This window comes from Paenibacillus sp. 1182 (assembly GCF_017833915.1).
Lineage (GTDB): Bacteria > Bacillota > Bacilli > Paenibacillales > Paenibacillaceae > Paenibacillus > Paenibacillus polymyxa_D.
The window spans coordinates 438,391-458,750 of sequence record NZ_JAFICR010000001.1 but is presented as its reverse complement, the minus strand read 5'-3'; the positions used below and the strand labels follow the sequence as shown (position 1 = coordinate 458,750).

Sequence of the window (20,360 nt, the reverse complement as noted above, 5' to 3'; positions counted from 1 at the left end):
TTTGCACGTTAAATCCTTTAGCTTTATAATTCTTATTGTAACTAGTGAAGTTCCACCTTTATACACATTCTAAAGTGAGGAGCAATGCTCCCGGTTACACAATAAAATACGTATACATGGAGGCTTATCCCTGATGAATATCGAAGTTTGGTCTGATTATATGTGTCCGTTCTGTTATATTGGTAAACGCCGTTTGGAGCAAGTGTTACAGAAATTTCCACATCACAATGAGGTGCAATTGACATTTAAGAGTTTCGAATTGAACCCGGGTGCTGTGAGAGATAGTGGTAAAACGATCAATGAAGAACTAGCCGCTAAATATGGGGTCAGTCTGCAAGAGGCTCAGGCTATGAATGATCGAATGAACGAAAATGCACGCTCTGCGGGTCTTGAGTATAATATTCATGCCATGGTGCCGACGAACTCTCTTGATGCTCACCGCTTAACACTTTGGGCTCAAACACAAGGCAAAATGCTGGAGCTGAGCGAGCGCTTATTCCATGCTGTTTTCATCGAAGGCAAGCATACAGGGGATCATGAAGTGCTGGCAGCGCTGGCTACTGAAGTTGGTCTAGATCAAAAAGAAGCGGCTGCTATATTAGCCAGTGACCGTTTTACCGACGAAGTTAGAGCTGATGAAGCCGAAGGCGCTGAGTTGGGTGTTCAGGGTGTGCCATTCTTTGTATTTGATCGAAAATTTGCCGTTTCTGGTGCCCAGCCGGAGGAAGTATTTCATGATGCGCTTCAAAAAGCATGGGATGAACGCTCACCTTTCACCATGATAAGCGGCAGCTCGTCCAAACAGGATGCAGGTGGTGTATGTACCGATGAGGGTTGTGAGCTTCCAGGCCGCGAGAGCTGAACAGTCCTTGAATGAACATTTTCAACTCCCTAAATAAACTTTAAAGAAGCGTGCCAGCCCCCTATTAAACCTGAGGCTGGCACGCTTCTTTATTTTATAACGATTTAATCATTCCGCCATCCACAAGGATGGTGCTCCCTGTCAAATAGGATGAAGCTGAAGACGCCAGAAAAGCAACAACTTTACCGAACTCTTCAGGCTCTCCATACCGTCCCAATGGAATGCCCTCTTCTGCTTGTTTTCGAACCTGATCCGTCGTTTGCTGGGTTTTCTCAGCTCGATGCTCGTCCAAGCTACGCACGCGATCGGTTGCAATTCTCCCCGGTGCTACAGTATGTACCAGAATATTATGAGGAGCTAATTCCAGAGACAATGTTTTCGCCAATCCAGCGACTCCAGTACGTAGCGTATTTGAAATGATTAGTCCCGGAATTGGCTGCTTAACTGAGGAAGAAGCAATATTTAAAATCCTACCGCTTTGTTGTTTTTTCATATAGGGTAACACCTCACGGATCAACCGGATATGACTAAGTAAATTTTGTTCAAAGGCCTGCATCCACACTTCATCTGTAAAATCATCAAAGGTACCAGCAGGTGGTCCACCCGCATTGCTAACTAAAATATCGACAGTGCCAAACCAATCGACTGTACGACGGATGGTCTGAGAGATATGTTCTGGTTTTGTTACATCGCAAACTACATATTCAACTCGGCTACTCGCTGTTTCCAGTAATTCCGCCTGCGTCCGCTGAAGCTCTGCCTCGTTCCGTCCTGAAATGATGACATTCGCACCCTCACGTGCCAGTTCCTTTGCGCTTGCCTTGCCGAGTCCTTTACTGGAACCTGCAACAAAAGCTGTTTTTCCCGTTAATCCTAAATCCATCTATAACACTCCCTTTTGTCAGTGTTCTCTATTTAATTGTACACATGACCAGCACATAATGCGAATAGCTTGGTAGTATCATGAAGGCTATCTATCCTCTCACCATTAAAAAGAATACGGAATCATTCATTGCAAGGTAAAACAAAAAGGCCTGACATTTAGTCAGGGGCCCTTTTTGTTTACAAAATATTTGTTACAGCACGTTATGATGTTGATGCAGGTGTTGTTGGCTGCTCGTATACAACAACGGACTGGCTCTCAGGCTCCCATTTAACATTTGTCCCCAAGGCCTCTCCGATTACCCTTACAGGTACCATTGTCGTCCCATCCACTATGGATGCTGGCTGCTCGATAGAATACGGCTGACCGTTAATATATGCTTTCGGACTGTTAACAAATAATTTGACGGACACGCCGTTACGGGTGACAGTAACAGCCTTTTCTTTCGGATCCCAGGAAACCTTTGCATCCAAAGCTTCGGAAGCTGTTCTAAACGGAACAAGTGTGGTCCCATTGCGGTTAATCGGTTTGGCGTCGTATTCTTCACCATTCACGAACAGCTTCATACCCGACGGCCGTCCGGCCTTCTTCGAGAATTCACCCAGCTTTTTGTAGCTGTCCAGATCGGACACATTAGCCAGTACCGCCTCCTCCTGCATGTAAACGGCATCTGTCACATTTCCGTTTTCAGCCAGTAGCTCAGCTGCCTCAGTCAGTGCTTTACCAGAATTCCGGATCAATTCGAGTTCAGCAACCTGCTCCGAAGTCAAACGGTCCGGGTATTTCGTAAGCAGCAGATTCGCAATAACCGCTCCTGCCGGCTTATCCTTCGTATTTTCTACCGCGTGAAGCAGACCCTTGTAACCGTTGCGTCCCTTGTGACCATTATGGTCTTTGGACCCCCCGTATGTATCATCCGTTACTGCAACAGGTTCAGTTTTTCTGATTTCTGCGTGTTTGTCTTTTTTACTGTTTTCATCCTTTTTACCAGATGCTTTGTCCTTTTGTTTTTTGGACTGATCATTGTCTGAGTCATGGGGATTGATTAGCTCTTCCCCGCTCTTTTCATTCCCGTCTTTAACAGACGTCTTTGCTTCCTGTTTGTTCCCCTGATCATTTCCGCGTCCCTGCTTGGCTTCAGCGGTTCCCGCTGCCAATCCCAAGACCAGTATACACGCTAGTAAAGCTGTCCAAGTGTTTTTCATGATGCGATTCCTCCTTATAGTAAACACCGGGCTCAATCGTCCCTAGATGTATTAACGGTTTCTCTAAGCTGATTTTTTATCTTTTTTTATTTAATGTGTGAGACACCACTATAGCTGCAGTCCAGATTACCAAAACCACTATAAAATTTTATTATACGTCTAACCTATTTACACAGTATAATGAGAAAATGCCCATGCATTTATAAGAAACAGCCTTTACATTCGCATAATAGAAAGAAGATGAAACAGACATGTTCGGCACCATTCTTTTGGACGTTGTTTTACCTATTTTTGTACTTATCGGTTTTGGTTGTATCATGCAATATTATTTTCGACTGGATTTGTATACCTTAGCTAAAATCAATTTTTATTATATCACCCCCGCAGTTGTGTTTACGGGTCTATATCACTCGGAAATTTCTTTAATGCTCATGGGTGAGGTTTCACTTTTTTATGCCTTGTACATAGCTATTCTGTACGTAATCAGTACTACCGTCGCCAGATCGCTGAAATACAGCCCTGGAATGCGTGGAGCTTTTACAAACAGTGTAATGCTAGATAATTCAGGAAATTATGGTCTACCAATCAATCAGTTAGTGTTCAAAGGTGATCCGCTAGCCATTTCCGTTCAGGCTCTGATTATGACCTTTCAAAGCTTTGTTACATTTACATACGGTACTTTTGTTGTACAGAACGGTAAGGCTAACACTCGAAAAATTTTAATTAATTTTTTGAAAATGCCTGTACCTTATGCACTTGCACTAGGTTTGCTCCTAAATCTGTTGCATAGTCCGTTGCCTAATTTACTGGCTGAACCTTTGAAATATATTAGTCAGTCGATGGTTGCCGTGGCTCTACTTACTTTGGGAGCACAAATTGTGCAATATCCCTTTCGTTTGCGCCGGACAGCCGTATACATCAGTATGGTACTACGCCTGATTGCAGGTCCACTGGTCGGTTTTCTGCTCGTCTTGCTACTGGGTCTTAAAGGGATTCCCGCTCAAGCCTTGCTCATTGCATCGGGTATGCCTACCGGAGTTAATACAAGTATTTTGGCGGAAGAATATAAAAATGAACCCGATTTTGCCGCACAAACAGTATTACTATCAACGATTATGAATGTCATTACGATGACACTGTTAATTTCAGTATCCCGGCATCTTGTTTGAGGTGTATGATAATATAAAAAATGGATTAGAGACGCTTTTTGTCTAAGGACAGGAGCGTTTCTTTTTCGAGATAAAAGAACATACGTTCCTGTTGGTGCTTCTTTTTTCTACTTAAGGTGGTGTGTTTGTTTTGTGGAGATCGTATGCGAGCAAGAGTTTTTTCTATTATGAATTTTTCATACAGTGAAATAATTATACTATATAATTTGATCTCTATTAGTTGCTGTTTTCAACTTGTCGTTGCTTTTTCCTAAAAAAAGAATGCGGACAATAAGATCGTCAAAAATAAAGCCAGCTCACTCATTAGAGTGGCTGACTTAGGATTATCCTTATTAAGGTTTAGGGCTCAATTCCCCATTGCTTGCTTCCAGACAGATAAGCGGTTATTTTAGCAGAATCTTGTAAACTGTTTGCTGTAGGATTAAATGAATAATCATCGGTCTGTGTGTAACTACTCCAGTCCTCTTTGGATATCCGGGTTTGCAAATCCACACTTTGACCAGGCTCTAAAGAACCCGCAGCCGATTTAAACCCAATTTCTGCATAAGAGTCTGCCCCTGGCTTCGCATTGGATAATGTTTTGAAGCTAGCAATCACATTCCCTGTACCGACGCTCGACCAATCCGTGAAGAAATTTTGTGTTTTCTCCCCGTTAATGGTGTAATAATAACGCAATGTCACATCTGCTAGGGAAATGGATGAGGTTCCCGTATTGGTTATTTTAAATTTGGAACTGATTGTATTGCTTGTGGTGGATACATTCCCATTGAAGGTTTGCACCTTCAGAACGCCCTCGCCTGTTCCTGGCTCACTTGGCGTATCCCCTTTCACCGTAATCGTAAACAACGCATCATTGCCTGTACTAAAATGGAAGTTTAGTGCTGTCTCTCCTTTAGGAAGTTTAGATAAATACTTGTTGGTAAGAACGACTGTATCCTCACTAAGCGTATAATCTTCACCTTTGTTCAACACCACACTCCCCTGCTTGATCGCTTCCAGCGTATTGCCGTTAAGTGTTAGCTTGACAGTAATATCTGTATTGTTGTTATTCACTCCATAGGTTGCAGTCGTTGGTGTAATACTTGCTTGCCCGGTAGATGGCTGATCACCACCCACACGATCTGCCACCAGAATGCCGCGGCCATTCGTTCCCAGATAAGCACGTCCATAAACCCGCGGGTCCCCAATAATTTTGGTCACTCGAGCATATTGATGTTTGTCATCATTAATGCGCGTCCAGTTTGCACCAGCATCGTCCGATCGGTAAAATCCACGTGTACCATCTATTTTACCAACGATAAATACCGCTGCATACGTGCGGTTCGGCGCTGCCTTACCAAAGCCTACAAAATCCGCTTCCTGCACATTAGAGAGCTTGGTGAACGTAGCGCCGGAATCGTTGGAATGCCATAAACCATATGGCCCCCCATCCTCGGAGCCTCCGGCGAACCACACATCTCCTTCTGCTCCTCGTACAGCATCAATATCAGCATTGCCTGCTGTCGGTAAGCCAGTTACCGCTGAAGGCGTAAAGGATACGCCACCATTGGTGCTCACATATATTTTCCCGGAGGCAAATGCGTAATATTTATTAGGGTTCACTCGGTCAGAGACGATCTTTGCATTCGCTGGAATCCCTGTGCTTGCTGTCCATGAGTTGCCACCAGTTTTGGAGTAGAACACACCTTTGTCTGAGGTACTCCACAGCAAGCCATTACCATCTGCTGCTACAGCGATGCTGCCCCCTCCTGCTGTACCAGAAGGCTCGCTATTTGCCTTATACCAGTTGGCTCCACCATCATTGGAAATACCGATGGATTTGGCATTTGGATCTTTTTTATAATCCGCTTTACCTACCCGAGCCATAAAAGAAGGATTCAGCTCGGCATAATCAATACTTTCGCTGCTTGTAAAAGTCGGATTATCCAGCATTTTAGCTGGAGCCTTGAATAAATCGTCATGTCTGAATCCAGAGACATCACCTACTGCGCTCACCAAAGGCGCGCCGGTTGGAGGGCTCACCAGATCCAAAATCGCCGTTTCCTCTACCCCTTTAGCGGCTACTGAAATATCCAGCTTTCCGCCTTTATCCCAATTGGTTAGATTTTTAGAGCCATAAATCGTAGCTCCGGTGCCGTACAACATATGGTCTGAATTAAATGGATCTATCTCCAGATCACCGATCATCCACCCCAGCTTGGGCGATACTTCCGGTGGAGCCGGGTTGGCATTGAAAGTCAGCCAAGGTGCACCGCTTATATCCAGATTATATTTCAGCTTGCGAGACGGATAACCATCAAATTCCCAAATAGGACTCCAGGTTGCCCCACTGTCCGTGCTGCGGTAAATCGTTTCATCCGGCCACCAGGCATTCAACGTAGCAACCATAAGTGTACCTGGCTTCTGGGCATCCACCGTCAGTCCACCATATCCAAAATGATTGTCCGCGCTACTGCTACCTATGGGGCTAATGTTAGTCCACTGCCCGCTGGCTGTATTCAATTTCCACAGTTCACCCTTTGTTCCGTCATATGGACCGGCTCCATCGCTATAAGAAATATATAGATTGCCGTCCGTTGATAACACACCGTGATGTGGCAAATAGCCCGTAGGCTGTCCCGCTATAGCAGACCAGGTTGTCCCGCCATCTGTACTGCGATAGACACTTTGCTTTTTATCTGCTACACCTACATAGATCGTCTGCGTTGCTTTACTCGAAGAGCCTGTTTTTTTGTCAAAGGTGATCCAGGCTAAACCGACAATGTCGCTGGTATATTCATTGGAAGGGTCCTGTACATACGTCCCTGGATTTGGGAAACTGCTCACCTTGCTCCAAGTTGCTCCAAAATCAGAGCTTTTCCATAGTCCATTACCACTTCGAGCTCCAAAGAACAAAATATTATTCCTATTTGGATCAATCGTCAGACGTTCCCCCATCGAGCGCCCCGGCATATTGCCCCCCACCTTAAAAGGAAGCTTGGTCGTCTGCCACGTATTGCCCCTGTCGGTGGAACGCATAATTTGCCCGTTTTGTTTATCCCATGAATTAGTATACGTACCTGTAGCTATATATACACGGTTTGGATCAACAGGATCAGTCGCTAGTGCATCGACACCATTTTTGTTCCAATCCTCCCAGCCCACAGAATCCGTCAGCGGAATCCAGCTCTCATTGGCAGCATTCCACCGGTAAGCCCCTCCAATATCTGTACGTGCATAGATCAGGTCTTTTTCCGTTTCATTAAAAATAATGCCAGGTACAAAACCACCACCTCCACCCGTAACGACACTTTTCCAACTGTAATCGTCACTTGAAGCAGCATGAGTCGGCGCTATCATTCCTGTCCAGGAAGCACCCGCTACCACAAGCGCCAAACAAGCAATCTTCAACCTGTTTTTTGCCTTAGTCAATGAATTCAACCTCCTTCTTCATAATCATTTGAATATACGAATTCGTTCCTATCGTTATCGTTGCTTCTCACAATTCTGACAAATGTTCTCTTAGACTCACCCCCATTCATCCCAATAAATATAGTGCAACACCCAATTTGTTAGCGCTTACACTGTTGTCATGCTCAATAGATTCGTCATCTTTTTTTCATTTCCTTGTACGAAAAATCAAGATCATGCGATATTATCTCCTGCTCCGCAGCTTATAGTATGAGGTTTAGACTTCCTTCAGAGTTAACACCTTTTATTTATTTCTATTATGAATTTTTCACATAGTGAATTAATTACTTTATTTTCATTCTTTATGGGTGTCAAAATACTTGGATTTACAACAAAAAAACCGCGCTATGCGCGGTTCCAGCTTCCGTTACTTCCGTTAATACTGGCTTTAGTCATAAACAAATGCATATTATTGCAAGTATTCAAGCGCCAGAGCTAAAAAAATATGCCCTGAGACGAGCAATGCCCGCTCATCAAAATCAAAGTGAGGATGGTGATGAGCAAAATGCGTTCGTTCATCCTCATTACGGGCACCTACATGAATGAAGGCTCCCGGTCGTTGCTCCAAATAATAGGCAAAATCCTCTGCTCCCATGACCGGCTTCAAATCCAAAAAAGCGTCTGCTCCATACAGTCTGCCGATGAGCTCGCGTACACGCTCCGTTTCGGCTTCGGCATTCACCAAAGAAGGATAGCCATTCAAATAGTCCATTTCGTATCCGGCATGATAAGCCTCAGTCAACCCCTTGACGATACTGCGAATTTCATTCTCGACTTCCTTACGCACTTCTTTATTAAACGTACGTACAGTCCCTTCAATTTTGGCCTTATCTGCAATCACATTAAAGGCAGTTCCAGCTTGAAACACCCCAATCGTTAACACTGCTGATTCAATAGGGTCCACCCTACGACTAACCACCTGCTGCAACCCATTCACAATTTGACTGCCGATAACAATAGAGTCCACCGTCTGATGCGGTCGTGCGCCATGCCCACCTTTACCGTTGATCTGGATCGTAAACGCATCGACAGCCGCCATCGCGGGCCCACTCTTTAATCCAATTTTACCAAAAGGAATTTCAGATGCGAGGTGAATACCATACACCGCCTCTACCCCATCCAGACAGCCATCCTCAATCATAAACTTGGCTCCGCCAGGCGGTTTTTCTTCTGCATGTTGAAAAATAAACACAAGCTTTCCCTTCAGCGCCTCACGGTTATGGCTCAACACGCGTGCCACTCCAAGTAATGCAGCCGTGTGACCATCATGCCCGCAGGCATGCATAACACCCGGAACGGTCGATTTATAAGGCACTTCCTTTTCATCCTGAATAGGAAGTGCATCAAAATCAGCACGAAATGCAATCGTTCTACCTGGCTGACCGCCTTCTAAAAACCCGAGCACACCGTTTCCACCCACATTCGTTCTTACCTCAATACCAAAAGAGCGCAATTGATCGGCGATAAAAGCAGATGTATTCGTTTCTTCAAAAGAAAGCTCGGGATGCTGATGTAGATGTCTTCTCCACGCAATCAGCTCTTGTTCACCATCTTTTAATTCCTGAACCCATTTTTCTAGCATAATACCCTCTTTTCCTATTGAATTTATATGCTTCTATCCTTATCTTACCATGAACAGCCTGTAGAATGTAGCTCTCTTATCATAGAAGACTTGAATTTACAACAAAAAAGAGCCGATAGGATACTCTCCCCAACTCTTTTTCATTACTAACTTATCTATTTAGAATTTTTCAGGTATTGAAAAACTGACTAATGTTTCCTCTTACGGGATGTGTCTGTTCCCTGTACTCACCTTTCGTATAGCTTCCAATCACCTTACGCCAAAAGGATTGTGCCGGCCTATTCGTACTCATCTGGGTCACCTTCCAGCGTCCGTTAAAACGTCCAAACAGCTCATGAGCCGCCCAAGTCCCAACCCCGTTATGCCGATAAGGACGAAGTACAAAGAACTCAGCCATGTAGTAGTCAGCTTCTCGATTGCTGGACATTCGGTCAACGAGTGCAAAGCCCACAGGAACATCCTGTCTCCAAATCAGAAAAGGCAACTTCTGTTCACCGCTCGTCCAATATTGATACAAGTCTGGATAAGCCGGGAATGTCCCCTTCTCTGTGACATCAATTCGAAGATAGGCTGTAAAATCGTATAAATAAAATTGCATGAGCTTTACAATAATGTCCTTTTGCGACTCCGGTACACTCTTAATAGACAGCTTCAGTTCCGATTTGATATTATACCCCATACTTTCACCTCTCTTGGCGGTTCAATCCGTTCTTTAACTTCGAATTACATCCCATCCAGTGCTGTTCAAAATATGCTAAAATACATATATATTATGACCGGACGAGGTGGAACCCAATGAATATACAAAAGATCATCGACCGGCGCAAACTAGATGAAAAAATGCCGGGATTACCATGGTACGTGCAGCAATTTATGGATTATAAGCTGCCCGACCTGTCCCCTTCCACACTACTAGAATATGTGCGGGATTACGAAGCTTTCTTTTCATGGCTTCGCTTGGAAGGCTTGTCTGCCGGAGAAACGAATACCCAAGTTACACTTGAAGAGTTGGAGACACTTCACATGGACAGTATTACAGGCTTTCGATTATTTCTGTCTACTAAGCGCGAAGGCTCCAACTCCCGTATAACCATTTCACGTAAGCTATCGTCTCTGCGTTCGCTTTTTCATTATTTAAGTCAGATCGCTGAGGATGAAAATTTTTATCCATTGCTCAAACGCAACATTATGGCCAAGGTTGAAATCAAGCGTATACATAAACCCAAGGATACGGCGGCCAAGCTTAAAGGTAAAATACTGGAAGAGGAAGAACTGCTTGAATTCATCGGTTATATTTATGAAGGCTATGGTCAGGATTTAGCCGATAACAAGCAGGCGCTATACTCCTATGAACTAAATAAGGAACGGGATGCCTGTATCGCCAGCCTTATTTTGAACTCAGGCCTGCGCGTGTCTGAAATCGTCAATCTGAACCTGGATGATTTAGATATTAACAATAAATTATTATATGTGTACCGCAAAGGCAATAACGACGAAACCTTTAAAACGCCGGTGTATTTCCGCGAGCAATCCAAAGATGATCTCGTACTTTATTTGTCCCTGAGACATACCCGTTACCGCGCTCCAAAAAAAGAAAAGGCTCTCTTTGTCACACGTCCTAACGGCAGTACAGAAGGCAAACGGATGACCAAAAGAGCGATTCAGGCAATGATCATCAAGTACGCCAAACGGTTCGGCAAGCCATACCTTACCGTGCATAAGCTTCGTCATTCCTTTGCTACTGATTATTATTTACAAAATGATATTTACAAAACAAAGGAACAACTGGGGCACGCTTCGACAGAAACAACAGAAGTGTATGCCCACCTGACTGACAAAACCATGTCTCAGGCGATCGAACGGCGGGTAGAGACTCTAACCGACTCAGCCAATTGATGTCTCACTCCTGCTCGTTCCTCGCTCCTTCTATCTGCTTTTGAATCTGTTCGAGTAGCCAGCGGCCTGCGGGTCCGTTGGCCTCGGCAGGAAATATTTGTATCATTTCATCTGAGTAGTGACGTTGAGCCCAATCCATTTGTTGCTCCCAAACCGCTACCCCCTGTACATTTGTCAGCTTATCGGTAAGCTGAGCATCCGATTGTTCCTTCACCATGACCAGCTTTGGATAATCCTCCTGCTTGAAGCCTTCCAGCAACACACAATCATAGGCCTGAAAATGCCGTATCAGACTGGTGACAGGCTGACTATTCTCCTCTAAAATAGCTGTTCTTCCAGCCGAAACAATAGCTACGCCTTCAGCACCCGCCTGTCGGTGCTTATACGTATCAGTACCCTCATGATCCATTTCAAATTCATGTCCATCATGCTTGATCACTGCTACGCGTAGACCTGACTTCTGCACATAACGAATTAACCCTCCGAGAAAGGTCGTTTTCCCCGTATTTTTGAATCCGACGATTTGACATACAAATGGATGTTTCGTATTCACGTTACCTGTCCACCTTGTAATACCAGTACTCGCACCTCTTCACCTTTGCGTAATCCTTCTGTTGTAGGAGGAATCACGATCAGACAGTCGCTGTCCTTAATGGTCACCATGACACTAGATTCATCTGCTCGCGCAGGAATCGCGTATACTTGCCCACCACGTATCTCCAAAGAGCTGCGTACAAAGCGTGTATAGTTGTTTACCTTCGTATAATCTGCGCCTAACTTCGCCGTCCAGGTTTGTAAATATGGATGTGCCGAAGATAACATCATTTGGATCGTCGGCCGTACAAACAGCTCACAGCCTACAAAGCACGCACCGGGGTTGCCTGAAAGCGCAAATAACAGCTTGCCGTCAATCACTGCGGCTGTGGTCACACTTCCTGGACGCATCGTAACTTTGTTGAACAGCATATTCACATCTTCCTGTCGTACCAGGTCACCCATAATATCAAAATCCCCCACCGATACTCCTCCACTCGTGACCACGATATCATAGGCAGCTATGGCTTCACGTACAGAGGTACGGGCAAGACTCAAATCATCATGAATGGCTTGTAAAATGAACGGCTCTCCTCCTGCCTCTCTGATTTGAGAAGCCAGCATATATGTATTACTGTTTCGAATTTTTCCCGGTTGTAACGGCTCATCCACTGCGAGCAATTCTGACCCTGTGGAAAAGACAGCCACCCTTGGCTTCCTGTAAACAGGCACCCGATGTACACCAAAAGTAGCCAGTACTGAGACATGCCCCGCTCCCACGCAAGTTCCCTTACTGAGCAAAAGCTGACCTTCCTTAATCTCATGACCAATTTGTGTCACATTTTTGCCAACTTCCATACGCTTCTTTAAGCCAACATATGTCTGTCCATTTTCCTCACGCAGCTGTGTCGCCTCCAGCATAACCACCGTGTCCGCTCCTTCAGGTAGTTGTGCTCCTGTCATGATGCGGGCTGCCATTCCCGTCTCCACCCGCTTGTCCGATACGGTGCCACAAGGAATTTCATCAATCACGTGTAGCCAGATTTCCTGACCGGTCGAACAGACTTCAGTGTCCGAGGCAAGGATCGCATAGCCGTCCATACCAGAACGACGAAAGCGGGGATACGGATGTGGCGCAGTCAAATCCATCGCCAGATAGCGACCATCTGCTTGCTCAAGCCCTACGTCCTCCCTTTCACCCTGTTTAACATGACTAGCTATCCTGCTTTGTGCCTCTTCCACCTGAACTGCTTTACGCTGGAATTTTTCTGCGTTTAATGATGTATGATTCATATTTTCACTCCGTTCTTCTTAAATGCCCTCTTTCTGTTATAACGCTAAAACCGTTATCTGGCAAATCCAAACGGTATTTATTGAATTGCTCCAAGTCTTTATCCGCCAAAAAACAGCCTGGATATCATATCGCGGCTGTTTTTGGTAGATTTCAGTTTTTAATTTTGCGTATCATCTGGTCATTTCTCTATTTTATTAGTTTATATTAATTTTTCCGAAATAGATTGAATCTATTGAAACCTCATATAACGAGGACATTTGCTGTGCTCGAGCTATTGTTAAATCGGATGAATCTTCCTCTATATGTTTTAATTCATTCATTGACATACCAAGTATATTGCAAGCTATTAACTCACTATATCCTGAAGCGAGTCGTGCCATCTTTATTGTATAAAAGCTAGTGCAAGTTACATTTTCATTTTTATCTGCAACCATCCAATCAACTCCACAATATAATTGATAAAAAAGTAATTTACCTGTATACTCTGAACGAAACACTTTTCCCCTGTTAGGAGCAAGTAAGGTGCAAAAACTTACTCGGGGGAAATGCCTTTTGAAAGAGGAACTCAAATCTCATGGACGCACTCAATCATGGCTCGCCCGACGAACTGGATATTCGCGGCAACAAATATCCAACTGGATCGCGGGACGTGACAAAATGTCATTCGAGGCGGCAGTCCTCATTTCTAGGATATTGGAGTGTAAAGCTGAGGACTTATATGAGTGGGAACTTGCCTGACAAACAGGCATTTCCTTCGGGGCATTTGTACATGCCGGCATTTACAATATATATCCCGCTTTCACCCTCCTTTTCTTATATGTAGATTGTTTTCACCTTTATTTAAAAGATTGTTATTTTTTTCATAATCAATTTTATCACATGGAAAATGATTAAAAACGGGAAATATGTCGAATTAAATCGAACCCGTCCGGCTTATCCTAGTCTAACTGATTATTGACTTATTCATTTAAATCTGGTAACAAAAATGACCCCTGAATTTTCATGGGTCATTTCCACAGTTTTTTAAGCGCTTTAAGTTTATTATGAGACATCGAGCAAGTGAAGTCAGATCCTTCGAATCGTACCAGCCCTCCAAATGCGTTAGACTCAATTTCACAAACCAAGTCGAGATTTATCAGGGTATCTTTATAAGCTGGATATAGATACGGAAAAGCTTCCCTGCAAGCCTGTGCGGTTAGCCCGATTGTATAAGAACGATCTCCAGAGTTGAAACGCGGGACATAATAATTTTTTTTAGGTTCCCACATATCCACACTGTGCATATTCATTACCTTAAAAAAACCGCTCACTGCTGCCTTACCCACTACCTTAATTTCCGATCCGAAAATATAACGAATTTCTCTATCGGCATTCATTGCATCTGCATATATTTGTCTCCATCGAGATAAATTTGCTGAATTTATACTTTCTTTAATGTCTTGATTTTTAAAAACAACCTGCCCCCCTCCATAATCTCCCGTAATGATCTTGTCCACTTGTGTGATGTTAACCAAATTAGATCCGTCCAAATTGCAAAAAGTGGGTAAGCCTACGGAACATTCATGGAGGGTGGTGGGAACTGTAAATCTTCCATGAGAAGTATGAAAAAGCGGAATGTGATAATTGCTTTTAGGCTTCCACAATTCAATCGCAACTAGGTGATTCTCACAAAAAAAAGAGCAATCTCCAAGTGAATTGTCATCAAGCAATGGAGTGGCTAGGATTCGCTTTCCCTCTTCCATTAAATTCAGTTCTTTTCTGTTTTCTTCAGCTCAGCTGGTACAGGTTTAGCGCCAAAAATTGTTTTTTCTTTTTTCGTAGACTTGTTAGCGTATTTACCAAGGCTTATACTTAAAGCTCTCGCCAATTTCTTATCCATTTTCGCTCACCTCCTTTCCATAAAGGAAGAATACTGAATGCTTGTATAATTAAAGCTAAACATATTATGTGAGATTGTATAAAAAAATTTAATATGCAAACCAAAATACATATCGTTTTATAATATTTGTGATGTTTGGTCTTATTAATATAGATAAAATGATTGGGAGCATATAGTACAATCACTAATAATGAACAAGCGTTAATTATCAAAATCGTTGCTAAACTTAAAGAGACAAAAGGTATAGTTACACATATGGCCGTTGTAAAGAAGACACAAAGTGTAAGGTTGCTGAAGTGTACCCCTCCTGAAAATCTCCTTACAAACATGATCGTAGCCAGAGCTAGTAATGCCCCCCAAAAATGTCCTGTTATCCATCCTATAACTGCGACCATGAGCACTGCTGAAATTTCGGTAATTTTTATACCAATCGCATACTCCATCACTTCAACACTTGTGGGTCCATCAGGATCAGCTTTCTTTATTTCTGATGCGATGTGCCTCGATAGCGTTTCTAGCATCCTCGTAATCTCCTTTCTCTGATAAGAAGTACGATATTCCAAAAGTTAGTAATGAGATGGAAAGTAATCCTATCGTATTGGAGTTATAGAGCATATACAAAGTAACAAAAATAGTGACAAATGATATTAGGGACCCTATAATGAACATTTTATTTAGAGATGCTAGGTAATTTTCACCTTTCAAAAAATCATGTGGGGGTTGAATGATAAATGAGAATCCAAAGTTATATTTACCCATCACAAAAGAAATAAAGTACGCAGTAAGGATGGAAGACAACTGTATAACGTATATAGAAGAGCCAGCTGTATCACTTATAACACCTGGCTGTGCTACTCCGAAAAAGTTTGCAAATATATATACAAATAGCTGTAGGTTAATGTAAGCTGTAAGACCGGAACCAGCAGAAAAAGCCGCAAGATATGTTTTGATCCCTAAACCAAATCTTAAAAAGAGAACCATTAACAAATACTGAAGCGGAAAATCTAATTTAGGCATGCCTATTACTTCTCTCATGAGAAAGGAAAACAAAGTTATGCCAATTGCATAGAGAAGTATTTTTCTTCGATTTTCCCACACGGGGAGCATATAAATCTTCAAGACCAAAGTAACTGCCGCTAAAGCATCGAAAAAACCAAGTAAAATATATAAAAAAGCAGATAACACAGTTACACCATCCTCCTATTTCGCCTGATGTAATTGTATATTTTACTAATAGATGTGGCAATGAAATAATCTAGTAAATTGGATTTTTTTGTATAAATATGAGGTGGAATTTTCTTCCCCTGGCTTTCTTCTTCAAACTCGACACCCATTTATACTAACAAAAAAAGTCACCCCAAGTGAGCGACGTTGCTTTTGCTAATGTATTATGTTGGTTTTTTTTCGATATCAAGGTTATAATCTACTTAATTTGGGGTGGAGGGATTATAGTGGCTTTAAGTGACAATTTTAAAAAATTACGTATAAAATATCATTTGACTCAACAAGAACTTGCTGAGATCGCTGGGGTTACCAATAAAGCAATTTCAGCTTGGGAGAGCGGACTTTCTGAACCACGGATGGGTGCTATAGAAAAGATAGCTCGTCATTTCCATATCAAAAAAAGCAACATTATTGAAGACGATGGTATTGAACACATAAGCTCTGATCAAGTGTAGGTCAAAGTAGACGGCAATAAAATCGAAGCAAAGGAGCACCGTTCAATTCACTTTAGGTTATATCAAACTACAAAAAAGGAACTGTGCAACAGCTCCACAGTTCCGCAAACAACTTTAGAAGAAAATAAAATTTTACCCATTATCGTCGACTTCGTCGGCTGATTTTACCTGAACCGCTACGTGTTTTGGGCTTACTATAAGATTTACGCGGCGAATCAAATATGCTGGAACCGCCGCTGTCGCTCCGGTCACGTGAAATCGAGCCTCTGCTCGGTGAACTGCTGGACCCTCTGTCGAACAAACTTCCGCTTGACCCAACGCTAGAATCCGAGTTCTTCCCTCTACGGGTAACCGAACCTTTCCGCTCCACCGTAATCGGCGGAATCGCCTTTTTCTCCTGCACTGTAGGAGCACGATATTGGCCCTGAGAAGGTCGGTATACATCTCTGCTGGAGTAGCCCCGATAGGAGCCTGAACCACGTAAGGAATCAAACAGAGCATCCAGCACAGTTGCGGTTAAGTATCCTTTTAAAAAGCTTGAACTGTAATTTTGTTCTACATACTTTTTACTGTCAATTTCAATGAGTGTATCTTCCTTCTTAGCTGGATCTTGCTGCAAATGGTACCACTCATCGCTATATACCAGAAACATCCGCTCATTGCTCTGCGGTGACATTTGTTCCGGTGTACGCTGTTCTTTCAATTCCTCCGCTACTTCCGGGACTGTCTTGCCAGCTGCCCGGTATACATACGAGGTTGAATTTCCGCTACCACTAACCGATTCCAGCGGATACGTATCCTTTACACTTGGCGAGCCGCAGCCGCTTAACACGGATACGAACAAGCTCAGCGCCACAAAGACCTTTAATGCATACTGCCAGGTGCGTTTGCTCATGTGTAACCCTCTCCTAGCTTGCCCGAATAACCTTGACGTCTCCGGTAATCACTTCTTCTCCTTCATAAAGCATAAAGCGACCGTCCTGCCACTCTACCCGCAACAAATGGTAATTATCAGACTGGTACTGCCAAACATGCTGCTCTCCACCCTGTCGGAAAGGAGCACGGCCCATGACGGTAACTTGCCCAGAATATTGCTCCTCCAAATGATACGTTGTATCATCCAGCTCTAAAATGGTCGGCACTTCCTCAGGGTTGTCAAGTCTACCGTCGATGGCCTGATATAGTCCGAATTGCAGTGTTTCCCGTTCCTCTATATGAAGATAACTGATTTGATTACCATCCTGAAGCGTCAAAACAACGGCATTCCGGGCACGATTATGTACACGACCTACCACTTCATAGGTGACAAGCGAAACTTCACAGATATCACCTGGATTTAAGTGAAGCATGCTTTTCTCTGCTTTTGGCGGCTCCGGCTTAGCAAATAGATTTGAAATTCGTTTCCAAACACCCATGGTTATATTCCTGCCTTTCTTAGCCTAGAAGCATGCTGTAATGATCAAGGCGCCAACCAGATGCAGCGCTCCTGAAAACAGGCCGAAACCAATTTTACCTTCCTGTGTACCTTTATCCAGATCAAACTGGGCCCAGTACCGCAACAGCAGACGTACAATAACTTCCAAAACAAGCAGGATGACAAAAGCGATCACAGAATACACAAGCGCTTCGAGCAAATTATTAGCTGTAGCGATAGAGCCTGACAAAATATAGCCTTGTGCAACCAGCTTCATAATCATTCGTACCGTTACGGCCATATTTCCAGCTTTCACTTCGGCAAAATCCTTATACTTCGTGAATAAAGAGTCGACATACATTAATGCGAAGATCAAAATAGCTCCCGCACCAGTCCATACAAGCATTGCTTTCATCGTTTCTAAAAAATGCATTTCATACCATCCTCCACATCTTCTTGACCTTCATATAATGTTTTACGCCTGCGGGCAGGGAAAAGCGAAGGAGAAAACGTTTCTCCTTCGCTTCCTGAGCAATCAAACTTGGCGGCACTGCTTAAATGTTCTTATTTATTTTCGTATTGCTTCAACAAAGCGGCAAGCTCATCGTCCACGGCGCTTTTCTTATCCAGCTCTTTGAACTCCTCATCCAACGATTTTTCCTTAGAAGACATTTCGTTGCTCGCTTCGGCACGTGCTTCTGCTTGCAGCATTTTTTCCTCCATACGCTTCAATCCGGCAGTTGCCGTATCAGAGCTAAAACCGTTCATAGCTTTGTTAATTTCAGTTTGCGCTTTAGCTGCGTTATAACGGGCAACCAGTGTCTCGCGCTTGTTTTTCATTTCTGTCAGCTGTCTGCGCATTTCATCCAGCTTGCCACGCAGGTTATCGGCTGCAGCTTTGTTCTGTTCGTAACCAGCTTTGAACTCGTTCATTTTTTGTTCAGCAGATTTCTTTTCTTCCAGCGCGCGACGGGCCAGATCTACATTTTGTGCTTTTGCAGCGGTATGTGCCTGTTCTTCGCGTTTCTTTACCAAAGCAGCCTGTTCTTCGTATTGCTGTTTGAATCTCTTTTCAATAGCAATTTGAGCGGCTACCGCTTTCTCTGCATCTTCCAGGTCCTCTTGCATATCACGAATGTATTGGTCCGTCATTTTAACTGGATCTTCTGCCTTGTCAATAATGGCGTTAATGTTGGACATCGTAAGATCTCTTAATCGTTTGAAAATAGACATGTGAAGTTCCTCCTAGAGTTGAATGCTTAAATTTTAAGCTCTGTACACATGTTTACGCAAGCTTTGCAAAGAGGGTTTCAAAAATTATCTAAAAGCCGCGCAAGTAAGGCTCTGGGATGTCGGCCTGTACTTTTAGCTCCCGCGATGCATGCAACGCCCAATAGGGATCACGCAGCATGGCGCGGCCTATTGCTACCAGATCAGCTTCTTTTTGCTGAACAACCCGACGGGCGTCCTCATAATCATCCAGTAATCCAACAGCAATTACAGGTACATTCAGCTTTTCACGGACGGTATGAGCTAAATCCACCTGATAGCCAGCACGCGCAGACGGCCCTCCGCCAGAACCAATTGGACCCTCGCCACCAGAAGAGATATGGAAAATGTCCACACCTGCATCACGATATCGTTCCCCTACACCTGTTATGTATTCCACATTATATCCATCCTCGACGTATTCTTTGGCAGATATCCGCATAAGCACAGGCATATCAGCAGGAAGAACCTCTTTAACAGCATGTATGACCTCAACACCGAACAGTGACAGATCCTGGCCATATTCATCTTCTCTCGTATTTGTTAAAGGCGAATGAAATTGATGGATCAGATAGCCGTGAGCGCCATGTATCTCAACCGTATCAAAACCGGCTTCCACCGCGCGGCGCGCGCCTTCTTTGTATGCCTGAACCAGTTCCCTGACTTCTGCTGTCTTTAAGGCGTGCGGCTTTTTAAGGCGTTCGCTAAAAGGAATCGAAGAAGGACCCACAGGTTGCTCAGCATCTTCGGCCTTGCGTCCAGCGTGGCCTAGTTGAATGCCAATTTTGGCACCATACTTGTGAACTTCCTCTACAATCTTACGATATGCAGGAATATGTTCGTCACTCCAAATACCTAAATCACGATCCGTAATACGTCCATCAGGATGAACCGCTGTCATTTCCACAATAATAAGACCAGCACCTCCTACTGCTCGGCTCACATAATGGACATGATGCCAATCCGTCGGATTTCCATCCTCGGCCTCCACACTGAATTGGCACATCGGGGGCATAACAATCCGATTTTTTAAAGAAAGCCCCTTTAATTGATAAGGAGTAAACAAGTCGGTCACTTTTATCCTTCCTTCCTTCAATTCCATGTCTGTATAATTATGAATTGCAACCCCATTATACACCAGCTGTCACGGGATACCGAATCCGTTGTAAGGCTAAAACTTGCGAAAATGCTCTTGTTTTCGGTCATGTTTAAGAGAATATGTACGTTTAGCTCCATCATCTTCA

At 43.6% G+C, this 20,360-nt stretch carries 22 protein-coding genes; 5 read left to right on the top strand and 17 right to left on the bottom strand.

The window, feature by feature from the left end; translation table 11 throughout:
- Positions 1 to 133: 133 nt before the first annotated feature.
- Positions 134 to 862 (top strand): DsbA family oxidoreductase, encoded by a 729-nt coding sequence (locus tag JOD82_RS02260; RefSeq protein ID WP_209947451.1) that lies wholly within the window; start codon positions 134 to 136, stop codon positions 860 to 862.
- A gap of 94 nt (positions 863 to 956) precedes the next feature.
- On the opposite strand, the gene JOD82_RS02255 is transcribed toward JOD82_RS02260, so the two are convergent.
- Both JOD82_RS02255 and JOD82_RS02250 read right to left on the bottom strand, forming a co-directional pair.
- Entirely contained in the window at positions 957 to 1,745 is a 789-nt protein-coding gene (locus JOD82_RS02255; protein WP_209947449.1) for an SDR family oxidoreductase, read from the bottom strand.
- Positions 1,746 to 1,948: 203 nt separating this feature from the next.
- On the bottom strand, positions 1,949 to 2,950 hold the full coding sequence (locus JOD82_RS02250; RefSeq protein WP_029517479.1) for a copper amine oxidase N-terminal domain-containing protein: 1,002 nt from the start codon (positions 2,948 to 2,950) through the stop codon (positions 1,949 to 1,951).
- A gap of 251 nt (positions 2,951 to 3,201) precedes the next feature.
- Between JOD82_RS02250 and JOD82_RS02245 the strand changes: the two genes are divergently transcribed.
- Positions 3,202 to 4,119, top strand: a complete 918-nt coding sequence (locus JOD82_RS02245) for an AEC family transporter (protein ID WP_069011754.1) — start codon at positions 3,202 to 3,204, stop codon at positions 4,117 to 4,119.
- Positions 4,120 to 4,458: 339 nt separating this feature from the next.
- On the opposite strand, the gene JOD82_RS02240 is transcribed toward JOD82_RS02245, so the two are convergent.
- From JOD82_RS02240 to JOD82_RS02230, 3 genes are all read right to left on the bottom strand, one after another.
- Entirely contained in the window at positions 4,459 to 7,530 is a 3,072-nt protein-coding gene (locus JOD82_RS02240; protein ID WP_209947447.1) for a X2-like carbohydrate binding domain-containing protein, read from the bottom strand.
- A gap of 448 nt (positions 7,531 to 7,978) precedes the next feature.
- Complete coding sequence (locus tag JOD82_RS02235; RefSeq protein ID WP_209947445.1) at positions 7,979 to 9,151, bottom strand: M20 metallopeptidase family protein; 1,173 nt, start codon at positions 9,149 to 9,151, stop codon at positions 7,979 to 7,981.
- 169 nt (positions 9,152 to 9,320) lie between these two features.
- Positions 9,321 to 9,830 carry a GNAT family N-acetyltransferase gene (locus JOD82_RS02230; RefSeq protein WP_039273227.1) on the bottom strand — a complete coding sequence of 170 codons (510 nt, stop codon included), beginning with the start codon at positions 9,828 to 9,830 and terminating at the stop codon, positions 9,321 to 9,323.
- A gap of 116 nt (positions 9,831 to 9,946) precedes the next feature.
- Here JOD82_RS02230 and xerS point away from each other — a divergent pair, with 116 nt between their 5' ends.
- Positions 9,947 to 11,047 carry a tyrosine recombinase XerS gene (gene xerS, locus JOD82_RS02225; RefSeq protein ID WP_209947444.1) on the top strand — a complete coding sequence of 367 codons (1,101 nt, stop codon included), beginning with the start codon at positions 9,947 to 9,949 and terminating at the stop codon, positions 11,045 to 11,047.
- Positions 11,048 to 11,051: 4 nt separating this feature from the next.
- Here the strand turns inward: xerS and mobB are convergent, their stop codons facing one another.
- From mobB to JOD82_RS02210, 3 genes are all read right to left on the bottom strand, one after another.
- Entirely contained in the window at positions 11,052 to 11,600 is a 549-nt protein-coding gene (gene mobB, locus JOD82_RS02220; protein WP_209947442.1) for a molybdopterin-guanine dinucleotide biosynthesis protein B, read from the bottom strand.
- Positions 11,597 to 12,874, bottom strand: coding sequence for a molybdopterin molybdotransferase MoeA (locus JOD82_RS02215; RefSeq protein ID WP_209947440.1), 1,278 nt, complete (start codon positions 12,872 to 12,874; stop codon positions 11,597 to 11,599). Before JOD82_RS02215 ends, mobB begins: the two co-directional genes overlap by 4 nt.
- A 195-nt stretch (positions 12,875 to 13,069) precedes the next feature.
- On the bottom strand, positions 13,070 to 13,309 hold the full coding sequence (locus JOD82_RS02210) for a helix-turn-helix domain-containing protein (protein ID WP_029517471.1): 240 nt from the start codon (positions 13,307 to 13,309) through the stop codon (positions 13,070 to 13,072).
- Between the two features lie 88 nt (positions 13,310 to 13,397).
- Here JOD82_RS02210 and JOD82_RS02205 point away from each other — a divergent pair, with 88 nt between their 5' ends.
- Positions 13,398 to 13,613, top strand: coding sequence for a helix-turn-helix transcriptional regulator (locus tag JOD82_RS02205; RefSeq protein WP_016820733.1), 216 nt, complete (start codon positions 13,398 to 13,400; stop codon positions 13,611 to 13,613).
- A 269-nt stretch (positions 13,614 to 13,882) separates the two neighbouring features.
- Here the strand turns inward: JOD82_RS02205 and JOD82_RS02200 are convergent, their stop codons facing one another.
- The 4 genes from JOD82_RS02200 to JOD82_RS02190 are packed head-to-tail and all read right to left on the bottom strand — an operon-like array spanning position 13,883 to position 15,939.
- Positions 13,883 to 14,617 (bottom strand): hypothetical protein, encoded by a 735-nt coding sequence (locus JOD82_RS02200; protein WP_069011746.1) that lies wholly within the window; start codon positions 14,615 to 14,617, stop codon positions 13,883 to 13,885.
- Between the two features lie 5 nt (positions 14,618 to 14,622).
- On the bottom strand, positions 14,623 to 14,754 hold the full coding sequence (locus JOD82_RS29455) for a hypothetical protein (protein ID WP_280921430.1): 132 nt from the start codon (positions 14,752 to 14,754) through the stop codon (positions 14,623 to 14,625).
- The gene (locus tag JOD82_RS02195; RefSeq protein WP_069011745.1) at positions 14,727 to 15,275 is read right to left on the bottom strand and encodes an accessory gene regulator ArgB-like protein; all 549 of its coding nucleotides are present in this window, start codon (positions 15,273 to 15,275) and stop codon (positions 14,727 to 14,729) included. The genes JOD82_RS29455 and JOD82_RS02195 overlap by 28 nt, the downstream gene beginning before the upstream one ends.
- A complete protein-coding gene (locus tag JOD82_RS02190; RefSeq protein ID WP_029517468.1) occupies positions 15,226 to 15,939 on the bottom strand; it encodes a hypothetical protein in 714 nt (237 codons plus the stop codon). Before JOD82_RS02190 ends, JOD82_RS02195 begins: the two co-directional genes overlap by 50 nt.
- Before the next feature lie 266 nt (positions 15,940 to 16,205).
- On the opposite strand from JOD82_RS02190, the gene JOD82_RS02185 reads away from it, so the two are divergent.
- Complete coding sequence (locus JOD82_RS02185; RefSeq protein WP_029517467.1) at positions 16,206 to 16,433, top strand: helix-turn-helix transcriptional regulator; 228 nt, start codon at positions 16,206 to 16,208, stop codon at positions 16,431 to 16,433.
- 139 nt (positions 16,434 to 16,572) lie between these two features.
- Here the strand turns inward: JOD82_RS02185 and JOD82_RS02180 are convergent, their stop codons facing one another.
- The 5 genes from JOD82_RS02180 to JOD82_RS02160 form a co-directional block, all read right to left on the bottom strand.
- Complete coding sequence (locus tag JOD82_RS02180) at positions 16,573 to 17,328, bottom strand: DUF4247 domain-containing protein (protein WP_209947438.1); 756 nt, start codon at positions 17,326 to 17,328, stop codon at positions 16,573 to 16,575.
- 13 nt (positions 17,329 to 17,341) lie between these two features.
- Positions 17,342 to 17,848, bottom strand: a complete 507-nt coding sequence (locus JOD82_RS02175; protein ID WP_029517465.1) for a DUF4178 domain-containing protein — start codon at positions 17,846 to 17,848, stop codon at positions 17,342 to 17,344.
- Positions 17,849 to 17,872: 24 nt separating this feature from the next.
- Complete coding sequence (locus JOD82_RS02170; RefSeq protein ID WP_013310484.1) at positions 17,873 to 18,280, bottom strand: DUF350 domain-containing protein; 408 nt, start codon at positions 18,278 to 18,280, stop codon at positions 17,873 to 17,875.
- Between the two features lie 131 nt (positions 18,281 to 18,411).
- The gene (locus JOD82_RS02165) at positions 18,412 to 19,080 is read right to left on the bottom strand and encodes a PspA/IM30 family protein (protein WP_010348252.1); all 669 of its coding nucleotides are present in this window, start codon (positions 19,078 to 19,080) and stop codon (positions 18,412 to 18,414) included.
- Between the two features lie 88 nt (positions 19,081 to 19,168).
- Positions 19,169 to 20,191: an NADH:flavin oxidoreductase/NADH oxidase gene (locus JOD82_RS02160; RefSeq protein WP_029517464.1), complete on the bottom strand. Its 1,023-nt coding sequence runs from the start codon at positions 20,189 to 20,191 to the stop codon at positions 19,169 to 19,171.
- Positions 20,192 to 20,360 lie beyond the last annotated feature (169 nt).